Raw genomic sequence first — 22,252 nt, forward strand, 5'->3', positions numbered from 1 at the left:
TCCGCCACGCTGCGCGGCGAGCCTTGTCGTTAAGGGTTTACCGGATCCAGCCAGCCGTACTTGTCTTCCGTCTTGCCGGTGAACAGGCCGAAGAACGCCTCCTGAATCTGTTTGGTCACCGGGCCACGTTTACCGATACCGACCTGAATGCCGTCCACGCTGCGCACCGGCGTGATCTCCGCCGCGGTGCCGGACATGAACACTTCATCGGCCAGATACAGCGATTCGCGCGACAGCACCTGCTCGCGCACTTCGAAGCCCATGTCTTTCGCCAGCTTGATGATCGCATCGCGGGTGATGCCCGGCAGCGCCGACGAGGTGAACGGCGGGGTGTAGATCACGCCGTCTTTCACCTGGAACAGGTTCTCGCCCGCCCCTTCGGAAATGTAACCGTGCACGTCGAGCGCGATGCCTTCCTGATAGCCGTGGCGGCGCGCTTCGCTGCCCACCAGCAGGGAGGAGAGATAGTTGCCGCCGGCTTTGGCCGCGGTCGGGATGGTGTTCGGCGCCGCGCGGTGCCAAGAGGAGACCATCGCATCGATACCTTGCTCCAGCGCCTCTTCACCCAGGTACGCGCCCCAAGGAAACGCCGCGATAATCACGTCCGTTTTATAACCGGCCGGCGGGTTGACGCCCATGCCGACATCGCCGACGAACACCAGCGGGCGAATGTACGCGCTGACCAGGTTGTTCTTGCGCAGCGTGGCGCGGCAGGCTTCCATCAGCTCGTCGACGCTTTGCGAAACCGGCATGCGGTAGATTTTCGCCGAGTCGTGCAGACGCTGCATGTGCTCGCGATGGCGAAACACCACCGGCCCCAAGTGCGAGTCGTAGCAGCGCACGCCTTCAAATACCGACGTACCGTAATGCAGCGCGTGCGACATCACGTGCACTTTGGCCTCGGCCCAAGGAACCATCTCACCATTGAACCAAATGTAATCGGCTTTCTTTGTCATTGTTATTTATCCTTCTCGGCGCCTCAGGCGCGTATTTGTTGTGATGTTGGCTGCTGGATCTCGACGCAGGAGACGTCCATCAGCTTGCTTAATTGAGATGACAACAAGGCGACCGGACGCGGGCTGGCAACAGTCAATTCGATATTGATGCTGTCGGCGTTGGCCGGGGAAACCATATTCATAGCACAAACCTGAAAGCCGCGATGACGCACGATCCGCAATACGCGCTCTAACATTTCGGGGCGAAAACGCGCCTGGATCGAGAGTTGATGCTGCATCATGATATTTCCTCCAACATGGTTTCGTTGCCGGCGCCCGGCGGCACCAGCGGCCAGACGTTTTCGAGTTCGTCGATAGAGACCTGCAGCAGATAAGGGCCTTCGGTGTTGAACAGCGCCTCGAGCGCGCCCTCCACCTGATCCTTGCGGCTGATGCGCTGGCCGGGAATGCCGAAGGCGGCGGCCAGCATCAGGAAGTCGGGGTTATCGGACAGGTTGGTTTCGCTGTAGCGGCCATCGAAGAACAACTGCTGCCATTGACGCACCATCCCGAGGCGCTGGTTGTCCAGCAGCACGATTTTGAGCGGCAGCTGCTTGCGCTTGATGGTGCCCAATTCCTGCACGTTCATCATGAAGGAGCCATCGCCCGAGACGCAGATCACCGTATCTTGCGGGCGGGCAATCTGAGCGCCTACCGCGGCCGGCACGCCGAATCCCATGGTGCCGAGGCCGCTGGAGGTGATGAAATTCTCCGGGCGCTCGAACGTCATGTGCTGAGCGCTCCACATCTGGTGCTGACCGACGTCGGTGGTCACTACGCTGTTGGCCGGCTTGCGGTCAGACAGCTGGCGCAAGAACAGCGGCGCAAAGATCGGCTGGCCGGGGTGATCGTAGCGGCAGGCGTGCTCGGCTTTCAGCGCCGTTACCCGCTGCTGCCAGGCGGCGATGTTCAGCGGGCGCTGCAACGCCGGCAACAATGCTTTCAGATCGCCCTGCAGAGCCACATGCGCCTGGCGCAGTTTGCTCATCTCCGCCGGATCGATATCCATGTGGATCACTTTGGCATGCGGCGCGAAGGCGTTCAGTTTGCCGGTCACGCGATCATCGAAACGCGCGCCGACGGCGATCAGCAGATCGCACTCCTGCACCGCCAGGTTGGCGGCCTTGGCGCCATGCATGCCCAGCATGCCGAGGTACAGCGGATCTTGCGCATCCGGCGCGCCCAGCCCCTTCAGGGTGGCGACGTTCGGCATGCGGGTCACGGCGATGAACTCGCGCAGCGCCGGCACCGCCTGCGCCATGCCCACTCCGCCGCCGACGTACAGCATCGGTTTGTGCGCCTGCGCCAGCAGCTCGGCCGCCTCCGCCAACGCCGCCGCCGGAAACGCCGGCGCTTCATCGACCGGCATCAGGTGCGGATGCAAGTCGCCCTGCGCCAGCTGGATGTCTTTCGGGATATCGATCAGCACCGGGCCAGGGCGGCCGCCGGCGGCGATGGCGAACGCTTCCGCCATAATGCCCGGCAAGGCGTCCAGCGACTCCACCAGGAAACTGTGCTTGGTGCAGGCCAGAGACAGGCCGAGAACATCGATCTCCTGAAAGGCATCGGTGCCGATCAGCGCGGAACCCACCTGACCGGTGATGGCGACAACGGGAACGGAATCGAGCAGCGCATCAGCCAGGCCGGTGATCAGGTTAGTGGCGCCGGGGCCGGAAGTGGCGATGCAAACGCCGACGTTGCCGGTGGCGCGGGCGTAGCCGATGGCGGCCATGGCGGCGCCCTGTTCATGGCGGCACAGCAGGTGTTCCACACCACCGTCATACAGCGCATCGTACACCGGCATGATTGCCCCACCCGGATAGCCGAATACGGTATCCACTCCCTGCGCACGCAACGCTTGAACTACCCACTGAGCGCCATTCATAGTTATTTCCCCGCCTTACTTCGACAACCGCAGGATTTTGTTCTGTTTTTCATCTTCCGCCCCTTGCTCCACTTTTCTCTTGCCAATAAAAAACCCCCGGACCTGACGGTGCGGGGGTTCTCTTGCGATTCCGGCTTGTTTGCTAAGCCTTTCTTCGTCCAAGTGCAGCCCCGCACGGTGGGATAATAATCACCACCACGCTAATCACGACTAGGCTAATCACTTGGGCAAAGGCTTTCATAATGGGTTTGTTCACTGTGCTCATTCAGAACTAATGCTTACAGAGGTACCACAGCCGCGCGCGACATGACAACACTTTTTTTGCGTTATTATTCGGCGCAATCTGGTCATACCTCATGCGGATCGCCCGGATTTCATACGTTGGCGCGCATGCCCGGATTTTTCACCGCGCCGGTGATGGCCTTGCCGCGCGTATCCTTGCCGAAGAACACCAACAGGGCGATCGCTACCGCTACCGTGCCGGCGACGATCGCCATCGCCAGGCCGTAATTATGCCCATGATGCTCGGCGATGCTGGCTTGCAACGTGGCGTTGACCGAGGCGATCAGGTTGCCCAGCTGATACACGAACCCCGGCAGCACCGCGCGGGTGTTGGCCGGCACCAGCTCGGTCAGGTAGGTCGGCACTACGCCCCAGGCGCCTTGCACCATGAACTGCATCAGGAAAGCGCCGAGCCCCAACATCAGCGAACCGCTGGAAAACGCCCACAGCGGGATCACCGGCAATGCCAGCAGCGCGGCGATGATGATCGCTTTTTTCCGGCCGATTTTTTCCGACAACGAACCGAAGAATACGCCACCGATAATTGATGCGATATTGTAGCTAATGGCAATGATACTGACGGTTTTAGGATCGAAACCGTGCTGAACTTTCAGAAACACCGGATACAGATCCTGGGTGCCGTGGGAGAAGAAATTGAACGCCGCCATCAGCAACACCAGATAGCAGCACAGCTTCCAGTGGCTCTTCAGCACCGGCAGCAAGGCGGTGCTCTCTTTACGCTCACGTGCCGCCAGCCACACCGGCGACTCGTGCACGCAATAATAAATAAACGGCAGCAGCAGGATCGGTGCCGCGCCGATGACGAACATGCCGCGCCAGCCGACCGTTTCGAACAGCAGGCCATAGGCCACCGCCGCCAGCAAATAACCGAACGGATAACCGGCCTGGAAAATGCCCGACATCAGCCCGCGCGAGCGGTCCGGTATGGTTTCCATCGCCAATGACGACGCCACGCCCCAGATACCGCCCATCGCAACGCCGTACAGCACCCGCAACAGCAAAAAGACCGTCAGCGAAGGTGCGGCGGCGGAAAGCAGTTCAAACACCGAGAAGAAGACGATATTCAGCATCAGGATCGGCTTGCGGCCATATTTTTCCGCCGCTCGCCCAAAGATCAGCGCGCCTATTGGCCGCACCGCCAGCGTGAGAAGAATGGCCAACGTGACCTGCTCCAGGCCGACGTGAAAGGATTGTGCGATATCGCTGAGCAAGAATACCAGCACGAAAAAATCGAAAGCGTCGAGCGTCCAGCTTGAAAAGCTGGCGATTGCCGCGTTGCGTTGCAGCGAGGTCCAACCAAACATAGTGTTATCCCTACCGTAGAGTACGAAGTCAGGAGATTTAGCGGCTGCCGGGCGGAATGCGGCGGCGGTCGGAGTGTGTCAAAGAAGTGATTTTTCTTTTAATCAATTGTTAAATACACCCATTAAGCCTATGGGTGCAATGCGTCTGGGCCGCTAATGTGTTGCAGGCTTCAGCGAATTGTTAATGGGTATTGCCGCAGGCTGCGAGGCAGCTCGCACAATCTTATTCGCTTCGATGAAAATCGGTGATTAGGCTGCGAACATCATGGAAAAATTACCAATAACGCCGCGCGCCGCCAGGATGAATCGCGCATCATGTCGCCCTCAGCAAGGAGAGCAATATGTCACTGGCGGTAATCTATAGCCGCGCCATCATCGGCGTTCAGGCCCCTTCCGTCACGGTAGAGGTGCATATCAGCAATGGCCTGCCCGGCCTGACGTTGGTCGGTCTGCCGGAAACCACGGTGAAAGAAGCGCGCGATCGGGTGCGCAGCGCCCTGATAAACAACGGTTTCACCTTCCCCGCACGGCGCATCACCGTCAATTTGGCGCCCGCCGATCTACCGAAAGAAGGCGGGCGTTACGATCTGCCGATAGCGCTGGCGATCCTCGCCGCCTCCGAGCAACTGCCCCTCGCCCCCCTGGCGCGCTATGAGTTTCTCGGCGAGCTGGCGCTGTCCGGCTCACTGCGCGCGGTCAAGGGCGCTATCCCGGCGGCGCTGGCGGCAGCCGAGGCCGGGCGACAACTGATCCTCTCAACGGATAACGCCGCCGAGGTCGGCCTGATCGCACAGTCGCACTCCCATACCGCCCGACACCTGTTGGAAGTCTGCGCCTTTCTGCTCGGCCAGGGCGAACTGCCGGTGGCGACCACACCTCCCGCTGCGGACAACGTCTGCGAAAGCGCCGACCTACGCGACATCATCGGCCAGGAACAGGCCAAACGGGCACTGGAGATCGCCGCCGCCGGCGGGCATAACCTGCTGTTGATCGGGCCGCCTGGCACCGGTAAAACCATGCTGGCCAGCCGTCTCACGGGCTTGCTGCCGCCGCTCGCGGAGCATGAAGCGCTGGAAAGCCTGGCGGTCGCCAGCTTGCAGCATCATGTTCCCGCCGCTCTGCTATCGCGCCAGCGGCCGTTTCGCGCGCCGCATCACAGCGCCTCGATGGCGGCATTGGTCGGCGGCGGCTCACTGCCGCGCCCGGGCGAGATCTCGATGGCGCATAACGGCGTGCTGTTTCTGGATGAGCTGCCGGAATTCGAGCGTAAAGTACTGGATGCGCTGCGTGAACCGCTGGAATCCGGCGAGATCGTGATTTCACGCGCCAACGCCAAGGTCTGCTTCCCTGCAAGGGTACAATTGATCGCAGCGATGAACCCCAGCCCGACCGGGCATTACCACGGGTTGCACAATCGCGCCTCACCGCAGCAGGTGCTGCGTTATCTGGCTCGGCTATCGGGGCCTTTTCTCGACCGTTTCGATCTGTCTATCGAGGTGCCGCTGCTGCCGCCGGGTACGCTCAGTCAGCGGCAAAGGCATGGAGAAAGCAGCGAGCAGGTGAGAGAAAGAGTGTTACTGGCGCGCGCCCGGCAGCTCGAACGCGCCGGCAAAATCAACGCGCTGTTGAGCAACCGCGAAGTGGAACGGGATTGCGTTTTGCAGGCGGCGGACGCCGAGTTTTTGGAGACGACATTGAACGCGCTGGGGCTATCGGTCCGCGCCTGGCAGCGCATCTTGAAGGTTGCACGCACGCTGGCGGATTTGGCGGGAGATGCTGAGCTCAACAGGCGCCACCTCAGCGAAGCGCTGGGCTATCGCAGTATGGATCGTCTGCTGTTACAGCTGCATCGGAGTCTGGAATAGAAAATGGGGCCCGCAGGCCCCATCGTCTTTAGTCGTCGCTGTCGCTGTAATCTTCTACTGCGTCAGCCTGCGGTTTACCGCCGGACAGAGTATGGAATTTCTTCGGGCGACGTGTGCGCGCCAGATATTTAGCCCATACTTTTTCCTGCTCGGTAGCCGCTTCGCGCTCACCGCGGCACACTGCGACGAACAGCTGTTCTTCTTCAGTGACCGGCTGGCGTTTACCTGAGTCCAACTCGTTAAACGCGTAGCCGAAGCGCTCTAGCAATTGCGCCTCTTTAATGGTGAAATCGCCGTGACGGGAGAACCCGCGAGGGTAATGTTTATTATCAAAAAAACGATTGGTCGTGGTGAAGCTATCCGCCATCTGACACGCTCCTAATTCTCTTATGGCCGTGCTGTTTATGGCGCGGAGTATTAGATAGGCTTGACAGTGTGTAAAACAAAACATTTAAATCTTAACGACAAATTTTTTTGGAGATAGGTGTGGATACCGAATTACTGAAAACCTTTTTGGAGGTCAGTAGAACGCGTCACTTTGGCAGAGCCGCAGAATCTTTGTACTTAACGCAGTCCGCGGTCAGTTTCCGCATCCGTCAGCTAGAAAACCAGTTGGGCGCAAATTTATTTACCCGTCATCGCAATAATATCCGCCTGACACCAGCTGGTGAGCGGCTTCTGCCCTATGCAGAGAGCCTGATGAACACCTGGCAGCTGGCGAAGAAAGAGGTCGTGCGTTCGCTGCAACACACCGAGTTATCGATCGGCGCTACCGCCTCGCTGTGGGAGGCCTATCTGACCCCGTGGCTACAGGCGCTCTATCAACAGCGGGAGGCGCTGCAGCTCGAAGCCAGGGTGGCATTAAGGCACTCTTTGGTAAAACAACTGCATGAAAGGCAGCTCGATTTACTGATCACCACAGAACCGCCGAAGATGGATGAATTGGCCAGCCAGCAACTGAGCAATTTCTCTTTACGCCTGTTCTCATCCGCACATCGCGACAAGCAGGCCCCGATGCCCTATATCAAGCTGGAATGGGGGGCCGACTTCCACCAACAGGAAAACCGCATGTTGGAAGGCGATAACGTGCCGGTACTCACCACCACCTCCGCTCATCTCACGCGCCAGCTGCTGGAAACCACAGGCGGCTGCGCCTTCCTGCCCAGCCAATGGGAAAAAGAGTACCCGCAATTGGTTGCCGCCGCCGAGATCCCGCCGATTATTCGCCCACTGTATGCCGTCTGGTTGCAAAACAGCGATCAACAGCCTTTGATTCGACAATTACTTAAAATACCTTTAAATACCGCAGCCTAACACGTTATGGCGGCCTTAAATGCCGCCATCGTGGTCGTGGCTGTCTATCGAGTTAAAATGCGGCTATCGCCTTCTGAGAGAAGATAACGCAAAACGGTGCGACACTCAGGGGGTTAAGGGGGGATTGGAAGTACACGCGGCAGCCGGGAGAGGGCAAACATTGCCTATGGCGTCTAATGCGCTTTTTTCCGCAGCCGTAATGCTCTAAGACAGAGGAACCGTAGGCAAAAAAAAACCCTTTGCTTTCGCAAAGGGTTCTTAATATGGCAGGGGCGGAGAGACTCGAACTCGCGACACCCGGTTTTGGAGACCGGTGCTCTACCAACTGAGCTACGCCCCTAAATCTCGCTTAACATTATGCCTGCTAAGAAAGCAGGCATAATTAAACTAGACGATGGGGACACGAAAATCCGATTAAACTGAATAACTTAATCGGTTCGTATCAGCATGAATAACTCATGGCATCAACAGGTAGCGCTTTGCTCGTTACTTTTCATCAGACAATCTGTGTGAGCACGCCACTCGAACTAATATCTTTAGGTAAGGAGGTGATCCAACCGCAGGTTCCCCTACGGTTACCTTGTTACGACTTCACCCCAGTCATGAATCACAAAGTGGTAAGCGCCCTCCCGAAGGTTAAGCTACCTACTTCTTTTGCAACCCACTCCCATGGTGTGACGGGCGGTGTGTACAAGGCCCGGGAACGTATTCACCGTAGCATTCTGATCTACGATTACTAGCGATTCCGACTTCATGGAGTCGAGTTGCAGACTCCAATCCGGACTACGACGTACTTTATGAGGTCCGCTTGCTCTCGCGAGGTCGCTTCTCTTTGTATACGCCATTGTAGCACGTGTGTAGCCCTACTCGTAAGGGCCATGATGACTTGACGTCATCCCCACCTTCCTCCAGTTTATCACTGGCAGTCTCCTTTGAGTTCCCGGCCGAACCGCTGGCAACAAAGGATAAGGGTTGCGCTCGTTGCGGGACTTAACCCAACATTTCACAACACGAGCTGACGACAGCCATGCAGCACCTGTCTCAGAGTTCCCGAAGGCACCAATCCATCTCTGGAAAGTTCTCTGGATGTCAAGAGTAGGTAAGGTTCTTCGCGTTGCATCGAATTAAACCACATGCTCCACCGCTTGTGCGGGCCCCCGTCAATTCATTTGAGTTTTAACCTTGCGGCCGTACTCCCCAGGCGGTCGATTTAACGCGTTAGCTCCGGAAGCCACGCCTCAAGGGCACAACCTCCAAATCGACATCGTTTACAGCGTGGACTACCAGGGTATCTAATCCTGTTTGCTCCCCACGCTTTCGCACCTGAGCGTCAGTCTTCGTCCAGGGGGCCGCCTTCGCCACCGGTATTCCTCCAGATCTCTACGCATTTCACCGCTACACCTGGAATTCTACCCCCCTCTACGAGACTCTAGCTTGCCAGTTTCAAATGCAGTTCCCAGGTTGAGCCCGGGGATTTCACATCTGACTTAACAAACCGCCTGCGTGCGCTTTACGCCCAGTAATTCCGATTAACGCTTGCACCCTCCGTATTACCGCGGCTGCTGGCACGGAGTTAGCCGGTGCTTCTTCTGCGAGTAACGTCAATTGATGAGCGTATTAAGCTCACCACCTTCCTCCTCGCTGAAAGTGCTTTACAACCCGAAGGCCTTCTTCACACACGCGGCATGGCTGCATCAGGCTTGCGCCCATTGTGCAATATTCCCCACTGCTGCCTCCCGTAGGAGTCTGGACCGTGTCTCAGTTCCAGTGTGGCTGGTCATCCTCTCAGACCAGCTAGGGATCGTCGCCTAGGTGAGCCATTACCCCACCTACTAGCTAATCCCATCTGGGCACATCTGATGGCAAGAGGCCCGAAGGTCCCCCTCTTTGGTCTTGCGACGTTATGCGGTATTAGCTACCGTTTCCAGTAGTTATCCCCCTCCATCAGGCAGTTTCCCAGACATTACTCACCCGTCCGCCGCTCGTCACCCAGAGAGCAAGCTCTCTTGTGCTACCGCTCGACTTGCATGTGTTAAGCCTGCCGCCAGCGTTCAATCTGAGCCATGATCAAACTCTTCAATTAAAAGCTTGATTTGCTTCCACTCGAGAAGCGATGCTCAAAGATTTACTGCATGAATTTTACTTCAGTTAGTCACTCTTCAAGACTTGATATTTTTTTGCATCCGAAGATGCTGGATATCGTCTTGTGGAGTGCCCACACAGATTGTCTGATAAATTGTTAAAGAGCAGTGCCGAGAAACTTCATCGGCGCGGGCTGCGTATATTACGCTTTTCGCCCGGAGAGTCAAGCATTTATTTCGCTTTTCTCTCGCTAACCCGGCGGCTTGTCAGTCGTTGTTCCCGGTCAGTGGAGGCGCATTATAGGGAGTTCTCGGCGGGCCGCAACCCCTAATTTCAATATTTTTTCCGACCGTTGAATGTTTGACCAAAACGCCGTTAAAGCGGCAGTTTTTTCAACGATTTAAAGCCGTAGCCCTGCAAAACGGGCAATAAAGCGTCAGTATCTTCATTTAACGCCATGCAATACGCCAGATTCTCTTCCTGGCTCGAAACCAGATTTTCCTGCGTCGAGATGAGCCAGGCGGTACGGCGGGCTATCGCCGCACCGGAATCCACCAGCCGGGTGCCTTCCGGCAACACCTGCATCAGCTCTTCCGCTAATAGAGGGAAATGGGTGCAGCCCAGCACGACGGTATCCGGCGGCTCACGCATGCTCAGCCACGGATGCAGGATCTTCTTCAGCACCGGCAGCGGCACGGCTTCGCCGTGCAGCTTGGCTTCCGCCAGCTCCACCAGCTCCGAAGAACCCAACAGTTCAATCTTGCAGTCGGTGGCAAAACGGGAAATCAGTTCGTGGGTGTAGCTGCGCTGTACGGTGCCGCGGGTCGCCAACAGGCCGACAATGCCGTTAACGGTAAGACGGGCGGCCGGTTTGATGGCGGGCACCACGCCCACGACCGGGAAGCTGAAACGCTCGCGCAGGGCCGGCAAGGAAACAGTGCTGGCGGTGTTGCAGGCAATGACGACAATCGCCAGAGGATGACGCTGCTGCACCGCGCCAACTATCTCCAGCACGCGCTCAACGATAAACTCTTCGGACTTCTCGCCGTAGGGGAACGCCACGTTGTCGAAAGCGTATATATAGTGGAGATCCGGCAGCAACTGCCGAATCTCCTGATATACCGACAACCCGCCGACGCCGGAATCGAAAACCAGCACCGTCGGGCGAGGTGTGGCGGTGCTGTTAGAAGGTATAGCTTCCAGTGAGGTAGTATTCTCTTCCTGGAGTAGCGTAGCCATAGGCCGTCTCATAATCTTTATCAAACAGGTTGGCAATTCTACCACGAACTGTCAGATGAGATGTGACCGGATACGAAACTGCGAGATCCCACAGGCTCACGCCGCCGAGTTTAACCGTCGGGCTTGGATAAACGCCATAATCCTTGTCATAGCGCTCACCCAGGTATTGATAGGTCACCGCCCAGTCAAAGTCGTACAGCTGCCAATCCAGCTCATACTTCACCTGTTGTTTCGCGCGGCGCAGCAGCACTTCATTGGTTTTAGCATTGCGCGGGTCGACATAATCGTAACCAATCTGATGCGTCAACGGACCGGTTTCAAAAGAAGCGGTGGCCTCTACACCCTTAATGGTCGCCTTACCGATATTGTAATAACGGTAACTCACCGGATCGCTGTCAATCAGGTTATCGATGTCATTGCGGTAGCCGGAAACGCGCCAGGTCACCGGCCCGGTCAAACCTTCGAAGCCGCCTTCCCACTGTTTGCTTTCTTCCGGCTTCAAGTTGCTGTTGCCATAAGTGGTACTAAACAGCTGGTTCATGTTTGGCGCTTTAAACGCGGTGCCATAGGAAGCGATGAAACGGTATCCTTCGATGAACTCCCAGGCTGCGCTGGTTTGCCACGTGCCGTGCCAACCGAACTCAGAGTTATCGTCGCCGCGCGCTGCGGCCTCAAGCGTCACCGGCCCCACCAGTTGCTGCCCGGTCAGATAGATGCCGGTATTGCGCTGGCTTCTCTCGCGGCTGACGGACGCGGTGCCTGGTTTGATCTGTTGATCCTGCCAGTCGGCGCCCGCACTGACGGTGCCTTGAGCCACCTTGAAAGTATTGCCCCACTGCAGATTGTATTGCTCTGAATCATCCAGGCTGGAGGAAATCGCATACTGCCCTTTGCGCGGATCGTAATTGTAGTCTTTGCTGTGGCTGTAGCTTCCCACTAACTGCGTGGCGTAAATTCCTTCCTGATAGCGCAACCCGGTGTCCCAGGTTTGACTATACAGTTTGCGCGTATCCGGCAGACCGGTGATATTGAAATTTTTATCGTAAGAATAGAAGCCGTCGTAGCCCGTACGGTTGTCGTAGCCATATCCACGCACAAAGCCGCTGATTTGCTCGTTGAACCGGTGCTGTACCGCCCCGTATAGCGATTTGCTCATGAAGCCATCGCGATCGGGCTGCGGAATGCTGGTGTTGCCTTCAGCCACCACATCATACCCTTTGGTATAGGTGTAGTTCCCCGCCACCGTCGCCACGGTGCTGTCGCCCAGCAGCTGTTGCGTCGACGCATCATAGGACTGATAGCCGTTGGAGCCAACGCCGGCAGCCAGCGTAGTGCCGTTCTTTTCGCGGGTAGTAATAATGTTGACCACGCCGCCGATGGCGTCGGAACCGTACACCGCAGAGCGCGGACCGCGAATGTATTCGACTTTCTGCACCAGCGAAATCGGGATTTGGCTGAGGTCGGAAGAGCCGCTGACGCCCGCCTGATTAAGGCGGATGCCGTCGATCAATACCAAGACATGGCTGGAGTTGGTGCCGCGAATGAATAGTGAACTCTTTTGTCCCAACCCACCGTTTTGGCCGATGTCCACCCCCGGCAAGCGGCGCATCACGTCGGTCAGGCTCTTGGCCTGCCAGCGATCGATATCGTTGCGGGTGACGACGGAGGTCGGCGCCAATACGGAAGAAATCGGCTGCGGGAAGCGGTTGGCGGTCACCACCAGGTTATCGCCATTCGTGGCCGTGGTGTTGTCTTGCGCCCATCCAGAAAAAGCCGTGACGGAGGAGACCACCGCCAGCAGCGTGTTTTTTGTAATTGTCATGAGAAAAGCATCCAAACTTAATTGGCGGATGCCGCAGGATCATGGCCGGTAGTTCGCGACGGCCACGGACATTGCGACGTAACACCGGCAGGTCTTCGGGCTTGGGATTTGCGGGCCGCGGGGCGCGACCGGCAACGGGCGATGACTTCCCATCCTGCAGTGGACAGTGTCTGCGTCGAAACGCTATCGCCGTGACTTCCCCTTACCGCTGCGCGTCAGCTCCGGATTCACACCGGATTCCCTTTTCACTCGCTGCTTGAGGCCGGACGGCAATGCTACGATCAATGAAAATAGATGTCTAGACTGCTACTAATGTTACAAATAATAAACACGACAAAACTGGACTTCACGGGCTGATTCCCTACAATCCCCGCTGATCAAATTTGCCTGACGAGAAGACACACATGACGCCCGAGAATTTGCCTATTGAACGTTACGATGACCAACTGGCGGAGAAAGTCGCCCGCCTGAAGACGTTGATGTCACCGTTCGCGGCGCCCGAGCCGGAAGTGTTCCGCTCGCCAGTCGACCACTACCGCATGCGCGCCGAGTTCCGCATCTGGCACGACGCGGAAGACATGTATCACATCATGTTCGATCAGCAGACCAAGCAGCGTATTCGCGTCGATCGGTTCCCGGCCGCCAGCGAACTGATCAACCGTCTGATGAGCGCCCTGATCGCCGCGCTGAAACCGGAGCCGATCCTGCGCCACAAACTGTTCCAGATAGATTATCTGTCGACGCAAAGCGGCAAAATCATCGCCTCGCTGCTGTACCACCGCAAGCTGGATGAGGTTTGGCAACGGCGCGCCGAGCAGCTGCGCGACGATCTGCGCGCTCAAGGGTTCGATCTGCAGCTGATCGGTCGGGCGTCGAAAACCAAAATCATGCTCGACCAGGATTATGTTGACGAAGTGCTGCCGGTTGCCGGCCGCGACATGATCTACCGTCAGGTGGAAAACAGCTTCACTCAGCCCAACGCGGCCATGAACGTGCAGATGCTGGAATGGGCGCTGGCGGTCACCGCCGGCTCCAAAGGCGATTTGCTGGAGCTGTATTGCGGCAACGGCAACTTCTCGCTGGCGCTGGCGCGCAACTTCGAGCGCGTGCTGGCGACCGAGATCGCCAAGCCGTCGGTGGCGGCGGCGCAATACAACATCGCCGCCAACCATATCGACAACGTGCAAATCATCCGCATGGCGGCAGAAGACTTCACTCAGGCCATGAACGGAGTGCGCGAATTCAACCGGTTGAAAGGCATCGATCTGAGCGGCTACAACTGCGAGACGATTTTCGTCGATCCGCCGCGCAGTGGGCTGGACGATGAAACGGTGAAGATGGTGCAGGCTTACCCGCGCATTTTGTATATCTCATGCAACCCGGAAACGCTGTGCGCCAACCTGGAAACGCTGCAGACTACCCACCGAGTCAGCCGCCTGGCGCTGTTCGATCAGTTCCCGTATACCCATCACATGGAATGCGGCGTGTTGCTGGAAAAGCACCGCTGATACGACAGGGGCGCCACATGGCGCCCCGTTTCATTACGATTCTTGAGTCGGCGCATCCAGCGCCTTGCGCGCCTTCAGCTTGACCCCGATCCACAACACCAGCGCCACGCAGAGAACCGACGGCAGGAAGTTGGAGCCGATCTGCGGGTATTCGGCGCGCACGATGGCGCTGTACAGCAGCAGCCCCAGCAGGAAACAGGCCGCCGCCAGCTTCGGCATGCCGTCCGGCATGGCACGGTTCAGGTAGCGCTGATGCAGACAGTACACGGCCAGCACCAACGCGAGCAGCGGGAAGATCGAAAACGGCACCACCGAGCTGAACAGCGCGGCAAACGAACCGTTGATCGAAAGGCCGGCAATCAACGCCAGCAGTAAGGTGCCATTTTCACGGCCTGGTTTTTCCATCATTTTTTACCTTTTTTATACGTGGGACACAGAAGCTTTTTCTTGTTCGCGACGATACCAGTAATACGCCCCTTTGGAGATCATCCGCAGTTGCAGCACCAGCCGTTCTTCCAGCTGCAGCCGCTGCTCGGCGTCGATATCCAGCGCTTCCGCGCCGGCGCTGAACACGATGGTGACCATCGCTTCCGCCTGCGCTTCGGTGAAGCTGCGCGGCATGTGGTTTTCCAACTCGAGGTAGTCCGCCAGTTCGGCGATGAAATGCTGGATCTCGCGAGCCACCGCCGCACGGAATGCCGCCGACGTGCCGGAACGTTCGCGCAGCAGCAGGCGGAAGGCGTTCGGGTTGTTGCCGATAAATTCCATAAAGGTGGACACCGAGGTGCGGATCACGCTGCCACCCTTGGCGATGCGTTGGCGCGCCTGACGCATCAACTGGCGCAGCATCAGGCCGCTTTCGTCGACCATGGTCAGCCCCAGCTCATCCACATCGCGGAAATGGCGGTAAAACGAGGTGGGCGCGATACCCGCCTCACGTGAAACTTCCCGCAGGCTCAGGCTGGCGAAACTGCGTTCGGCGCTCAGCTGGCTGAAAGCGGCTTCGATCAGGGAACGACGAGTCCGTTCTTTTTGTTGTGCTCTGACGCCCATATGCATATCCAGATAGGTTCCATTCTCTCAGTCTAACGCCCTAGACCCGGCAATATAGCAAATTTTATTGCAACAGCATTTATACTAACGCGCTCTATCACACTTCCGCCCTGAGCCGATTGTGCTTTGACTCAAAAAGCCTAATGGTGATTGGGTGAGCAGCGCTATGATGTTAAGATACCGTTGTAATCTTGTATAAAAAAACAGGTCTCTCCTACATGCAACAGCACTATCAATTTGATGCCATAGTGATTGGCTCGGGCCCTGGTGGTGAAGGTGCCGCCATGGGGCTAGTGAAACAGGGCGCCCGCGTGGCCGTTATCGAACGGTACAACAACGTAGGCGGCGGATGTACCCATTGGGGCACCATCCCTTCCAAAGCCCTCCGCCACGCCGTCAGCCGCATTATCGAATTCAACCAGAACCCGCTCTACAACAATTCGCGCACGCTTAGCGCGACCTTCCCTGACATTTTACGCCACGCCGATAACGTCATCAGCCAGCAGACCCGCATGCGCCAAGGGTTCTATGAGCGGAACCAGTGCAAGCTGTTCGCGGGCGACGCGCGCTTCATCGACGCCAACACCGTCAGCGTCAGCTACATGGACGGCACCCAGGACACCATCCGCGCCGACCACATCGTGATCGCCTGCGGCTCGCGCCCTTACCACCCGGCCAGCGTCGATTTCAATCACCCGCGCATCTACGACAGCGATTCCATCCTCGAACTGAGCCATGAACCGCGCCACGTAATCATTTACGGCGCCGGGGTGATCGGTTGCGAATACGCGTCTATCTTCCGTGGTCTGAACGTCAAGGTCGATCTGATCAACACCCGCGATCGCCTGCTGGCGTTCCTCGATCAGGAGATGTCGGATTCGCTCTCTTACCACTTCTGGAACAACGGCGTGGTGATCCGCCACAACGAAGAGTTCGAGAAGATCGAAGGCACCGAAGACGGCGTGATCGTGCACCTGAAGTCCGGCAAGAAGGTGAAAGCGGACTGCCTGCTGTATGCCAACGGCCGCACCGGCAACACCGATTCGCTGGGGTTGGAGAACGTCGGCCTGGAGTCGGACAGCCGCGGGTTGCTGAAGGTGAACAGCATGTACCAAACCGCGCTGTCGCACATCTATGCGGTCGGTGACGTGATCGGCTATCCGAGCCTGGCTTCCGCCGCCTACGATCAGGGCCGCATCGCCGCGCAGGCGATCGCGTCCGGCGAAGCCAGCGGTCACCTTATCGAAGATATCCCGACCGGCATCTACACCATTCCGGAAATCAGCTCCGTCGGCAAAACCGAGCAGGAACTGACGGCGATGAAGGTGCCGTATGAAGTGGGCCGCGCCCAGTTCAAGCATCTGGCGCGCGCGCAGATCGCCGGGATGAACGTCGGCAGCCTGAAGATCCTGTTCCATCGCGACACCCTGCAGATCCTCGGGATCCACTGCTTCGGCGAGCGTGCGGCGGAGATCATCCACATCGGCCAGGCGATCATGGAACAGAAAGGTGAAGGCAATACTATCGAGTATTTCGTTAATACGACCTTCAACTATCCGACCATGGCCGAAGCCTACCGGGTGGCAGCGCTGAACGGCTTAAACCGCCTGTTTTAACGCGCTGTCGATGTAGCCCTGCATGTGCTCGCGGATCGCCTCGGCCAACTGCTCATAACGGCTGCGCAGTGGGGAACCGGGGCGGTACACCAGCGCGATGGTGCGCTTCGGCTCAGGCTTGTAGCAATCCAGATAGCAGACGCCGTCGCGTTCGCGCTGCGGCGGCACCGCCAGTGACGGCAGCAGGGTAATGCCGCTGCCGGCCGCGACCATGTTACGCAGCGTTTCCAGACTGGTGGCGCGGAAGTGGGTATCTTCGTCCGCGCCCGCCTGGAAGCAGAAACCCATCGCCTGATCGCGCAGGCAGTGGCCATCTTCCAGCATCAGCAGTTTCTCACCCGCCAAATCCGGCATCGCTACGCGCTCACGCTGCGCCCACGGGTGATCGGAATACACCGCCAGCTTCATCGGCTCATCGAACAGAGGCACTTCAATAAACGCCTCGGTCTCCTTCACCAGCGCCAGAATGGCGCAGTCCAGTTTGCCGCTGTCGAGCTGCGCCAGCAGTTGATGGGTTTGCGCTTCGTGCAGATACATTTCCAGCTTCGGAAAAGTTTTGTGCAGCGTCGGGATGATCTGCGGCAGCAGATAAGGCCCCACGGTCGGGATCAGGCCGATGTGCAGCGGCCCGGACATGGCTTCGCCCTGTTGGCTGGCCATCTCCTTCAACACTTTCACTTCGCGCAGCACGGTACGCGCCTGCTCCACCAGCAACAGGCCCGCCTGGGTGAACAGCACCTTGCGGCTGGTGCGTTCGAGCAGCATGACGCCCAACTCGTCTTCCAGCTTGCGGATCTGCCCGCTGAGCGTCGGCTGGCTCACATGGCATGAATCGGCCGCGCGGCGGAAGTGCCGGTGCTCGGCCAAGGCGACCAGATACTCTAAATCACGAATGTTCATTGTTTCCCTCCAATCCATGATAGCTCATGGCGATAGATAAGATAGCAATGAGCGATTAGATCTATCAAGCCCCAACGACAATAATGTGTCCCAACGAAGCGATATTGCGCTAAATACCAAAAATTACTTTTCCTAATTAAGGGGTTAATCAATGTTTACCAGTCAAGAAGGCAAGAAAGTTCCGCAGGTTACTTTCCACACCCGTCAGGGCGACCAATGGATTGATGTGACCACTGATGACCTGTTCAAAAACAAAACCGTTATCGTATTCTCGCTGCCGGGCGCGTTCACGCCGACCTGCTCTTCGAGCCATCTGCCGCGCTACAACGAGCTGTCCAGCGTATTCAAACAGCACGGCGTCGACGGCATTCTGTGCGTCTCGGTAAACGACACCTTCGTGATGAATGCCTGGAAAGCCGATCAGCATGCGGAAAACATCACCTTCGTGCCGGACGGCAACGGTGAATTCACCAAGGGCATGAACATGCTGGTCGAGAAAGCGGATCTGGGCTTTGGCCCGCGTTCATGGCGTTACTCGATGCTGGTGCGCGACGGCGTGGTCGAGAAAATGTTCGTCGAACCGAACAAGCCGGGCGACCCGTTTGAAGTGTCTGACGCCGATACCATGCTGAAATACCTGGCACCGGAATTCAAAGTGCAGGAATCGGTCTCCCTGTTCACCAAACCGGGCTGCCCGTTCTGTGCCAAAGCCAAGCAGATGCTGCAAGAGCGCGGCATTCAGTATGAAGAGATCGTACTGGGCAAAGACGCCACCACCGTCAGCCTGCGCGCCGTCAGCGGCCGCGCCACGGTGCCGCAGGTGTTCATCGGCGGCCGTCACATCGGCGGCAGCGACGATCTGGAAACTTTCCTGTCAGCTTAATAAGTAATAACAAAGCCAACGTGAACTTTGGCGGGCTACGGCCCGCCCTTTTTTTACCTTTCAGGAGCGGATATGAAACTGTTGAACGTTGATGTCGCGGTCATCGGCGGCGGCACCGCAGGGCTCGGCGCCTATCGCGCAGCCAAACTGTCTACCCCCAGCGTGGTGATGATCGAAGGCGGGCCTTACGGCACCACCTGTGCGCGCGTTGGCTGCATGCCATCCAAGTTATTGATAGCCGCCGCCGAAGCGGTGCATCAAATCGAACGTGCGCCTGGTTTTGGCGTGCATCCAACCGGCAAGACGCGCATCGACGGGCGCGAGGTGATGGATCGCGTCAAGCGCGAACGCGATCGCTTCGTCGGCTTCGTGCTGGAAGGCGTGGACGAGATCCCGGCCGCCGACAAAATTCAGGGCTATGCCCGCTTTATCGACGACAACACGCTGCAGGTCGATGACCATACACGCATCGTGGCACAGCGCATCGTGATCGCCACCGGTTCTCGTCCCAGTTGGCCGGCGCCGTGGAACGAGCTGGGCGACCGCCTGGTCGTCAACGACGATCTGTTCAATTGGGATGATTTGCCGCAGTCCGTAGCGGTATTCGGCCCCGGCGTCATTGGGCTGGAACTGGGGCAAGCGCTGCACCGCCTCGGCGTCGACACCAAGGTCTTTGGCATCGGTGGCGCCGTCGGGCCGCTGACCGACAGCGCCGTGCGCGACTACGCCGCCAAAGCGCTGGGGGACGAGTTCTATCTCGATGCCGACGTGAAGGTAGAGATGATGCAGCGCGAGGGCGATAAAGTATTTATCCGCTATCAGGATCTGCAGGGCCAACCGCAAGAGATCCTGGTGGACTACGTGCTGGCCGCCACCGGCCGCCGCCCCAATGTCGATCGGCTGGGCCTCGAGAACACCGGCCTGCAGCTCGACGCCCGAGGCGTGCCGCTGGCCGACCGCCTGATGATGCAAACCAGCGTGCCGCATATCTTCATCGCCGGCGACGCCAGCAATCAGCTGCCGCTGCTGCATGAAGCCAGCGATCAGGCGCGTATCGCCGGCGCCAACGCCGGCAGTTTCCCGGAGATCAATCCGGGCCTGCGCCGCAGCGCGATTTCGGTGGTGTTTTCCGATCCGCAGATCGCCATGGTCGGCTCAACCTTCCGCGAGCTGAGCGAGAAGTTTAGCGCCTGCGGCTGCTTTGAAGTGGGCAAAGTCTCGTTTGAGAATCAGGGGCGCTCACGGGTGATGCTGCGCAACAAGGGCATTCTGCACGTTTACGGCGAGCAAGGCACCGGCCGTTTCCTCGGTGCGGAAATGATCGGCCCGGACGCCGAGCACATCGCGCACCTGCTGGCCTGGGCGCACCAGCAGCAAATGACCGTCGATCAGATGCTGGACATGCCGTTCTATCATCCGGTGATCGAAGAAGGCTTGCGCACCGCGCTGCGCGACCTGCAGGCGAAGCTCAAACTCGGCGCGACCGAAATCGAGCGCTGCCAGCGCTGTCCGGGCGAATAAGCTCTCATTCGCCGTTCATACTCACCGGGCCTTCAGGCCCGGTTTTTTTTGCGCAGCGCTTTCCACATTTTTCTCCTTCCTCTTGCCTCACGGCCCTCCTGTGCTCATTTTTTATGCTCCGGCATTGAATTGATATCAATATAGATACTAAAATAAAGGAAGGAGCCAGAATGGAAGAAGAACATGGAAAAGCATGAACACTATACCTATCGCATCACCTGGTCAGCGGAAGATCGTAAATATGTCGGGCTGTGCGCCGAATTCCCCTCGCTGTCCTGGCTGGCCGCCACGCGTACCGGCGCACTGGAGGGTATCGAAAAAGTCGTGAGCGAAACGATCGCCGATATGCTGGCGCAAGACGAAACGCCGCCACAGGCGCTGGCGGAAAAAAACTTCAGCGGGAAACTGGTGTTGCGCATGACGCCGGAACAGCATCGCCGGCTGGCGATCGGCGCGATGGAGGAAGGCGTGAGTCTGAACCGTTATCTGTGCGCACGCCTGGCGGGGTAAAGGTTCAAGGGCGACGCCAGGCCGCCCTCGTCATCATCAAGCCAAACGCTGCTTCGCTGCGGCGATTGCCGCGGCTACCTGTTGTGGCGCTACGCCGCCTTTGGCAGCACGCTTGTCCAGGCAGGATTGCAACGCCAGAATCGGGTAAACGTCGTCGCCAATCGTCGCGCTGAACTGCTGCAAATCCGCCAGCGGCAACGCTTCCAGCGGTTTACCCTGGCGAATCGCTTCTACCACCGCCTCGCCGACGATATGGTGCGCTTCGCGGAACGGCACGCCCTTGGCGACCAGGTAATCCGCCAGCTCGGTGGCGTTGGCATAGCCCTGTTCCGCCGCTTCCTGGCAACGCGGGCGCTTCACCTGAATGCCGTCCAGCACCAGCGCCGCCATCTGCAGGCAGTCCATCCAGGTGTCGAGCGCGTCGAACAACCCTTCTTTGTCTTCCTGCATGTCTTTGTTGTACGCCAGCGGCAGGCCTTTCAGCGTCATCATCATGCCGGTCAGCGCGCCCTGTACGCGGCCGCATTTGCCACGAATCAGCTCCAGCGCGTCCGGGTTTTTCTTCTGCGGCATCAGCGAGGAGCCGGAGGTCACGCGGTCGGACAGCTCGACAAACGCCGCCTCGCCGCTGTTGAAGAAGATCAGATCCTCGGCGAAGCGCGACAGGTGCACCATGCTGATGGCGGCATTGGACAACAGCTCCAGCACGTGGTCGCGATCGGAGACGCTATCCAGGCTGTTGCGGGTCGCCGAGGCGAAGCCCAGCCAGCCGGCCAGCTGTTCGCGATCGATAGGATAAGCGGTGCCGGCCAGCGCACCGCTGCCCAGTGGGCTGACGTCCAGCCGTTTCAGGGTATCCTGCAGACGGCTCTCATCGCGCGCCAGCATCTCGACATAGGCCAGGCACCAGTGCGCAAATGTCACCGGCTGCGCGCGTTGCAGGTGGGTATACCCCGGCATCACCGCATCCTGGTTAGCTTCGGCGGTCTCCACCAGCGCCTGCTGCAGCTGGACGATCGCCTGATGCAGATCGCCGATCTGCTGCTTGCACCACAGCTTCAGATCGGTCGCGACCTGATCGTTGCGGCTGCGGCCGGTGTGCAGCTTCTTGCCCAAATCGCCGACCTTCTCGATCAGCTTCTGCTCCACCCAGCTGTGGATGTCTTCCGCATCGCTTTGGACGATCGCCAGAGGATCGGCCTGAACTTCCGTCAGCAAGGCATTCAGCGCCTGCTCCAGCTGCTGCTGCTCCGTTGCCGTCAACACGTTAACGGTCACCAGCGCCTTCGACCAGGCCACCGAGCCCACGATATCTTGCTCCGCCAGGCGATAATCGAACCGCAGCGAATCGTTGAGTTGCTTGAACCGCTGATCCGCCGCCTGAGTGAACCGTCCGCCCCAAAGTGCCATACCTTACTCCTGAATTTTTATGCGAAAGGGCGCAGCATGCTG

At 58.3% G+C, this 22,252-nt stretch carries 19 protein-coding genes, 1 tRNA gene, 1 rRNA gene and 1 riboswitch; of the genes, 7 read left to right on the forward strand and 14 right to left on the reverse strand.

Features of this window, described 5'->3' with window-relative positions:
- Positions 1–29: 29 nt before the first annotated feature.
- From ATE40_RS20050 to ATE40_RS20065, 5 genes are all read right to left on the reverse strand, one after another.
- Positions 30–956 (reverse strand): branched-chain amino acid transaminase, encoded by a 927-nt coding sequence (locus ATE40_RS20050; RefSeq protein WP_019455268.1) that lies wholly within the window; start codon positions 954–956, stop codon positions 30–32.
- A gap of 23 nt (positions 957–979) precedes the next feature.
- A complete protein-coding gene (ilvM, locus tag ATE40_RS20055) occupies positions 980–1,237 on the reverse strand; it encodes an acetolactate synthase 2 small subunit (RefSeq protein WP_063918337.1) in 258 nt (85 codons plus the stop codon).
- Positions 1,234–2,880 carry an acetolactate synthase 2 catalytic subunit gene (gene ilvG / locus ATE40_RS20060; RefSeq protein ID WP_025159877.1) on the reverse strand — a complete coding sequence of 549 codons (1,647 nt, stop codon included), beginning with the start codon at positions 2,878–2,880 and terminating at the stop codon, positions 1,234–1,236. Before ilvG ends, ilvM begins: the two co-directional genes overlap by 4 nt.
- Before the next feature lie 142 nt (positions 2,881–3,022).
- A complete protein-coding gene (gene ilvL / locus ATE40_RS24380; RefSeq protein ID WP_013814970.1) occupies positions 3,023–3,121 on the reverse strand; it encodes an ilv operon leader peptide in 99 nt (32 codons plus the stop codon).
- Positions 3,122–3,254: 133 nt separating this feature from the next.
- Positions 3,255–4,487, reverse strand: a complete 1,233-nt coding sequence (locus tag ATE40_RS20065; RefSeq protein WP_019455270.1) for an MFS transporter — start codon at positions 4,485–4,487, stop codon at positions 3,255–3,257.
- Between the two features lie 341 nt (positions 4,488–4,828).
- On the opposite strand from ATE40_RS20065, the gene ATE40_RS20070 reads away from it, so the two are divergent.
- A complete protein-coding gene (locus tag ATE40_RS20070) occupies positions 4,829–6,352 on the forward strand; it encodes a YifB family Mg chelatase-like AAA ATPase (protein WP_063918336.1) in 1,524 nt (507 codons plus the stop codon).
- A 28-nt stretch (positions 6,353–6,380) separates the two neighbouring features.
- Here the strand turns inward: ATE40_RS20070 and ATE40_RS20075 are convergent, their stop codons facing one another.
- Positions 6,381–6,719, reverse strand: a complete 339-nt coding sequence (locus ATE40_RS20075) for a MaoP family protein (protein ID WP_048232148.1) — start codon at positions 6,717–6,719, stop codon at positions 6,381–6,383.
- Between the two features lie 119 nt (positions 6,720–6,838).
- Between ATE40_RS20075 and hdfR the strand changes: the two genes are divergently transcribed.
- Positions 6,839–7,666 carry an HTH-type transcriptional regulator HdfR gene (gene hdfR / locus ATE40_RS20080; RefSeq protein ID WP_025159876.1) on the forward strand — a complete coding sequence of 276 codons (828 nt, stop codon included), beginning with the start codon at positions 6,839–6,841 and terminating at the stop codon, positions 7,664–7,666.
- A 264-nt stretch (positions 7,667–7,930) separates the two neighbouring features.
- Here the strand turns inward: hdfR and ATE40_RS20085 are convergent.
- The 4 genes from ATE40_RS20085 to btuB form a co-directional block, all read right to left on the reverse strand.
- A tRNA-Trp gene (locus ATE40_RS20085) sits at positions 7,931–8,006 on the reverse strand.
- 201 nt (positions 8,007–8,207) lie between these two features.
- Positions 8,208–9,749, reverse strand: a 16S ribosomal RNA gene (locus ATE40_RS20090).
- A 374-nt stretch (positions 9,750–10,123) separates the two neighbouring features.
- A complete protein-coding gene (murI, locus tag ATE40_RS20095) occupies positions 10,124–10,987 on the reverse strand; it encodes a glutamate racemase (RefSeq protein ID WP_025921004.1) in 864 nt (287 codons plus the stop codon).
- Positions 10,932–12,809, reverse strand: a complete 1,878-nt coding sequence (gene btuB, locus ATE40_RS20100; RefSeq protein WP_019452256.1) for a TonB-dependent vitamin B12 receptor BtuB — start codon at positions 12,807–12,809, stop codon at positions 10,932–10,934. Before btuB ends, murI begins: the two co-directional genes overlap by 56 nt.
- Positions 12,810–12,878: 69 nt before the next feature.
- Positions 12,879–13,098, reverse strand: a riboswitch (cobalamin riboswitch).
- A gap of 115 nt (positions 13,099–13,213) precedes the next feature.
- Between btuB and trmA the strand changes: the two genes are divergently transcribed.
- Positions 13,214–14,317, forward strand: a complete 1,104-nt coding sequence (trmA, locus tag ATE40_RS20105; RefSeq protein WP_063918335.1) for a tRNA (uridine(54)-C5)-methyltransferase TrmA — start codon at positions 13,214–13,216, stop codon at positions 14,315–14,317.
- Between the two features lie 33 nt (positions 14,318–14,350).
- Here trmA and ATE40_RS20110 read toward each other — a convergent pair whose 3' ends face one another.
- Both ATE40_RS20110 and fabR read right to left on the reverse strand, forming a co-directional pair.
- Entirely contained in the window at positions 14,351–14,722 is a 372-nt protein-coding gene (locus ATE40_RS20110) for a YijD family membrane protein (RefSeq protein ID WP_019452254.1), read from the reverse strand.
- Positions 14,723–14,737: 15 nt separating this feature from the next.
- On the reverse strand, positions 14,738–15,370 hold the full coding sequence (gene fabR / locus ATE40_RS20115; protein WP_019452253.1) for an HTH-type transcriptional repressor FabR: 633 nt from the start codon (positions 15,368–15,370) through the stop codon (positions 14,738–14,740).
- A gap of 218 nt (positions 15,371–15,588) precedes the next feature.
- Between fabR and sthA the strand changes: the two genes are divergently transcribed.
- On the forward strand, positions 15,589–16,986 hold the full coding sequence (gene sthA / locus ATE40_RS20120) for a Si-specific NAD(P)(+) transhydrogenase (RefSeq protein WP_004931047.1): 1,398 nt from the start codon (positions 15,589–15,591) through the stop codon (positions 16,984–16,986).
- Here the strand turns inward: sthA and oxyR are convergent.
- Complete coding sequence (oxyR, locus tag ATE40_RS20125) at positions 16,969–17,886, reverse strand: DNA-binding transcriptional regulator OxyR (RefSeq protein WP_015379402.1); 918 nt, start codon at positions 17,884–17,886, stop codon at positions 16,969–16,971. The two genes, sthA and oxyR, sit on opposite strands and share 18 nt — an antisense overlap.
- Before the next feature lie 151 nt (positions 17,887–18,037).
- Here oxyR and ATE40_RS20130 point away from each other — a divergent pair, with 151 nt between their 5' ends.
- From ATE40_RS20130 to ATE40_RS20140, 3 genes are all read left to right on the forward strand, one after another.
- Entirely contained in the window at positions 18,038–18,769 is a 732-nt protein-coding gene (locus tag ATE40_RS20130; RefSeq protein ID WP_019452251.1) for a glutathione peroxidase, read from the forward strand.
- A gap of 72 nt (positions 18,770–18,841) precedes the next feature.
- Positions 18,842–20,290, forward strand: coding sequence for a dihydrolipoyl dehydrogenase (locus ATE40_RS20135; RefSeq protein ID WP_063918334.1), 1,449 nt, complete (start codon positions 18,842–18,844; stop codon positions 20,288–20,290).
- Positions 20,291–20,473: 183 nt separating this feature from the next.
- Positions 20,474–20,800: a type II toxin-antitoxin system HicB family antitoxin gene (locus ATE40_RS20140; RefSeq protein ID WP_063918333.1), complete on the forward strand. Its 327-nt coding sequence runs from the start codon at positions 20,474–20,476 to the stop codon at positions 20,798–20,800.
- Positions 20,801–20,836: 36 nt separating this feature from the next.
- Here ATE40_RS20140 and argH read toward each other — a convergent pair whose 3' ends face one another.
- A complete protein-coding gene (gene argH / locus ATE40_RS20145; RefSeq protein ID WP_043140965.1) occupies positions 20,837–22,210 on the reverse strand; it encodes an argininosuccinate lyase in 1,374 nt (457 codons plus the stop codon).
- Between the last annotated feature and the right edge of the window lie 42 nt (positions 22,211–22,252).

The sequence above is a fragment of the Serratia surfactantfaciens genome (genome assembly GCF_001642805.2).
Lineage (GTDB): Bacteria > Pseudomonadota > Gammaproteobacteria > Enterobacterales > Enterobacteriaceae > Serratia > Serratia surfactantfaciens.

Excerpts from the sequence above, each read along its gene's own strand:
- ATE40_RS20140 (WP_063918333.1), top strand. The coding sequence starts at position 20,474 with ATGGAAAAGCATGAACACTATACCTATCGCATCACCTGGTCAGCGGAA.
- murI (WP_025921004.1), bottom strand. The coding sequence starts at position 10,987 with ATGGCTACGCTACTCCAGGAAGAGAATACTACCTCACTGGAAGCTATA.
- ATE40_RS20110 (WP_019452254.1), bottom strand. The coding sequence starts at position 14,722 with ATGGAAAAACCAGGCCGTGAAAATGGCACCTTACTGCTGGCGTTGATT.
- trmA (WP_063918335.1), top strand. The coding sequence starts at position 13,214 with ATGACGCCCGAGAATTTGCCTATTGAACGTTACGATGACCAACTGGCG.
- ATE40_RS20070 (WP_063918336.1), top strand. The coding sequence starts at position 4,829 with ATGTCACTGGCGGTAATCTATAGCCGCGCCATCATCGGCGTTCAGGCC.
- ATE40_RS20135 (WP_063918334.1), top strand. The coding sequence starts at position 18,842 with ATGAAACTGTTGAACGTTGATGTCGCGGTCATCGGCGGCGGCACCGCA.
- argH (WP_043140965.1), bottom strand. The coding sequence starts at position 22,210 with ATGGCACTTTGGGGCGGACGGTTCACTCAGGCGGCGGATCAGCGGTTC.
- oxyR (WP_015379402.1), bottom strand. The coding sequence starts at position 17,886 with ATGAACATTCGTGATTTAGAGTATCTGGTCGCCTTGGCCGAGCACCGG.
- ilvM (WP_063918337.1), bottom strand. The coding sequence starts at position 1,237 with ATGATGCAGCATCAACTCTCGATCCAGGCGCGTTTTCGCCCCGAAATG.
- ilvG (WP_025159877.1), bottom strand. The coding sequence starts at position 2,880 with ATGAATGGCGCTCAGTGGGTAGTTCAAGCGTTGCGTGCGCAGGGAGTG.
- ATE40_RS20050 (WP_019455268.1), bottom strand. The coding sequence starts at position 956 with ATGACAAAGAAAGCCGATTACATTTGGTTCAATGGTGAGATGGTTCCT.
- ATE40_RS20130 (WP_019452251.1), top strand. The coding sequence starts at position 18,038 with ATGTTTACCAGTCAAGAAGGCAAGAAAGTTCCGCAGGTTACTTTCCAC.
- ATE40_RS20075 (WP_048232148.1), bottom strand. The coding sequence starts at position 6,719 with ATGGCGGATAGCTTCACCACGACCAATCGTTTTTTTGATAATAAACAT.
- sthA (WP_004931047.1), top strand. The coding sequence starts at position 15,589 with ATGCAACAGCACTATCAATTTGATGCCATAGTGATTGGCTCGGGCCCT.
- fabR (WP_019452253.1), bottom strand. The coding sequence starts at position 15,370 with ATGGGCGTCAGAGCACAACAAAAAGAACGGACTCGTCGTTCCCTGATC.
- ATE40_RS20065 (WP_019455270.1), bottom strand. The coding sequence starts at position 4,487 with ATGTTTGGTTGGACCTCGCTGCAACGCAACGCGGCAATCGCCAGCTTT.
- ilvL (WP_013814970.1), bottom strand. The coding sequence starts at position 3,121 with ATGAAAGCCTTTGCCCAAGTGATTAGCCTAGTCGTGATTAGCGTGGTG.
- btuB (WP_019452256.1), bottom strand. The coding sequence starts at position 12,809 with ATGACAATTACAAAAAACACGCTGCTGGCGGTGGTCTCCTCCGTCACG.